The sequence below is a fragment of the Hominimerdicola aceti genome (genome assembly GCF_025567495.1).
In the GTDB taxonomy this organism is placed as follows: domain Bacteria; phylum Bacillota; class Clostridia; order Oscillospirales; family Ruminococcaceae; genus Hominimerdicola; species Hominimerdicola aceti.
The window spans coordinates 1-1,951 of record NZ_JAOQJZ010000031.1 but is presented as its reverse complement, the minus strand read 5'-3'; the positions used below and the strand labels follow the sequence as shown (position 1 = coordinate 1,951).

Annotated in this window: 4 protein-coding genes; all 4 read left to right on the top strand. The window is 34.5% G+C overall.

The genetic code is table 11. The annotated features are described in order from the left end of the window. Positions 1 to 354 precede the first annotated feature (354 nt). The 4 genes from OCV57_RS14210 to OCV57_RS14445 all read left to right on the top strand — a co-directional run bounded on the left by OCV57_RS14210 (position 355) and on the right by OCV57_RS14445 (position 1,872). On the top strand, positions 355 to 849 hold the full coding sequence (locus OCV57_RS14210; RefSeq protein WP_394804295.1) for a polymorphic toxin-type HINT domain-containing protein: 495 nt from the start codon (positions 355 to 357) through the stop codon (positions 847 to 849). Further along, positions 827 to 1,378 carry a suppressor of fused domain protein gene (locus OCV57_RS14205; protein ID WP_267302081.1) on the top strand — a complete coding sequence of 184 codons (552 nt, stop codon included), beginning with the start codon at positions 827 to 829 and terminating at the stop codon, positions 1,376 to 1,378. Before OCV57_RS14210 ends, OCV57_RS14205 begins: the two co-directional genes overlap by 23 nt. 104 nt (positions 1,379 to 1,482) lie before the next feature. Continuing rightward, entirely contained in the window at positions 1,483 to 1,677 is a 195-nt protein-coding gene (locus tag OCV57_RS14200; RefSeq protein WP_394804294.1) for an HNH/ENDO VII family nuclease, read from the top strand. Further along, complete coding sequence (locus tag OCV57_RS14445) at positions 1,678 to 1,872, top strand: CbrC family protein (RefSeq protein ID WP_394804293.1); 195 nt, start codon at positions 1,678 to 1,680, stop codon at positions 1,870 to 1,872. It abuts the gene before it with no gap. The last annotated feature ends 79 nt before the right edge of the window (positions 1,873 to 1,951 follow it).

Here is a 1,951-nt window from a genome sequence, read left to right as displayed (position 1 = left end):
CTTTGATTTCAGACGATGAGACATACTGTGCTGTTGGTGGAGAAGGTGTGATTATTTATTATTTAAGAGATCCATTTGAAGAATTTTCTACCAATCACAAATCATCAAATCAATGGAAAATTGGGGGAAGAGGCACAAATGAATAAACAATGTGGGTGAGTGAAATAGATCAAATTGATAGTAAACATATTCGAGTTGAATTAGAAGATTCTGAAACCATACTATTATCTATTTTCTAACTTGCGTTTTGAATCTATATATGAGAAGATTCTAAGCTTATTCATTTGGTGATCAACGGCGAAGAGATTATAACGACTGAAACTCACCCGTTCTATGTAAAAAAATCAAGGCTTTATCAAAGCAGGAGAACTTGCAGTCGGTGATGAATTGCTTGACTCAAACAAAAACATTCTTTTGGTTGAAAATTTTGATGTCGAATTGATAGGCAAGCCTGTTACGGTGTATAATTTTCAAGTAGAGGATTTCCATACATATCACGTTAGTGGTTTTGGTGTGTTGGTGCATAATGCTGGCGATGATTATGCTAAGCCTACTGAACCATATAATAGAAGAAAACATTATGGCAATACTCCAACGAAGAAAGACCGGCAGGTTGTGGGTGGTTCTCCAGATCATGATCCCCCATTGGTTAAACGATATTATGAAGGAGACCCTAGTACAGGTGAAAAGCCAGGTTATCAAATGACCGCCAGTGAACGAAGGGCAAGTGCACAATATCGTAGTCGGATGAAGCCAGCAACTAGGTTAGAACAGAATTCGCAAGGTGGACGAATGTCACATTATTCAAAGGAGATGAAGAAAAAGTATGGACTTGATAAAAAAGATTGAAGAACATTATCTAATAAATTGGGGTGAGTGTACAGAGTATATTTTTAATGATAAAGAACCTATTCATAATTTGTTGCCATTTTTTAAAGTGCTGAAATTTAAACCCAATGAAAAAAGAAATTCATGGATATATGCAACTTGCGGGATGTCAGGGAAAGACAAAGAGCAAGGATTAGAATTATTTATACTAGCTCCAACCGAGAATAACTTTTTAATTAATTTGCTTGTAGCTATAGCACATTATTATGCTAGCGGAAATATGCTTGGTTTAGGACACACGGTTAATTTTGGCTGTGCTTGGTACGAAAACTCTAAATGTGACCATGGTTTAATTTCATTGCCTTACTTAGATGGACCAGAACTTGAGTGGTTAGAAACTAAATCTACGAACATTAGGTTTTTATGGCTTATACCAATAACTGAGGAAGAATTACGATATAAAAAAGAAAATGGCTTAGAAGCATTAGAAAATATATTTGAAGAAACTGAATTTAACTATATTGATCCATTTCGTGACAGTGTAGTATAAGGTTAACGTCATTTCAACAGATCCTGAAACAATGGAAACTGGTGAAAAGACCGTCCTTGAAACCTACATAAGAGAAGATTCCAAACTAATTCACCTAGTTATAAATTGAAATACATCATGATAATCAAAATCCCAATGGACCATTTTATGAAAAAACTCAAACTGATCATCGACTGGGTGGTAATTATAAAAAAAACCACCCTCACTATAATGAAGGAAGTAAAATTAATCGTGCTCAATGGCGTCAGCAAAAGAAAAATTATTGGAAAAATGAGTGGGATTCGGGAAGGTGGAAATAAATGAATAATTATAAGTATTTTCGTGATGTCTTAAAGAATGGATACTTCACAGAAACACCATGTCAGTTTTGTGGAAGTTCTGAACATTGTCTTGAAGGATCTTTTTTTGACAGAGATGACAATCTTGTATCTATATGTCTCAATTGCTTTGATAAACGAAAAGTAAGTGTAGATATTCCTAGTGATGTAGTATAATAAAACTTGACACAATCCACCCACGAAAATATAATAAAAAAGAAGGAGAGTGTCAAGGAATGGGACAGGTAAAACAGTA

What these genes read in the sequence shown, in the direction of transcription:
- OCV57_RS14445 (WP_394804293.1), top strand. Translation starts at nt 1,678, where the DNA reads ATGAATAATTATAAGTATTTTCGTGATGTCTTAAAGAATGGATACTTC.
- OCV57_RS14205 (WP_267302081.1), top strand. Translation starts at nt 827, where the DNA reads ATGGACTTGATAAAAAAGATTGAAGAACATTATCTAATAAATTGGGGT.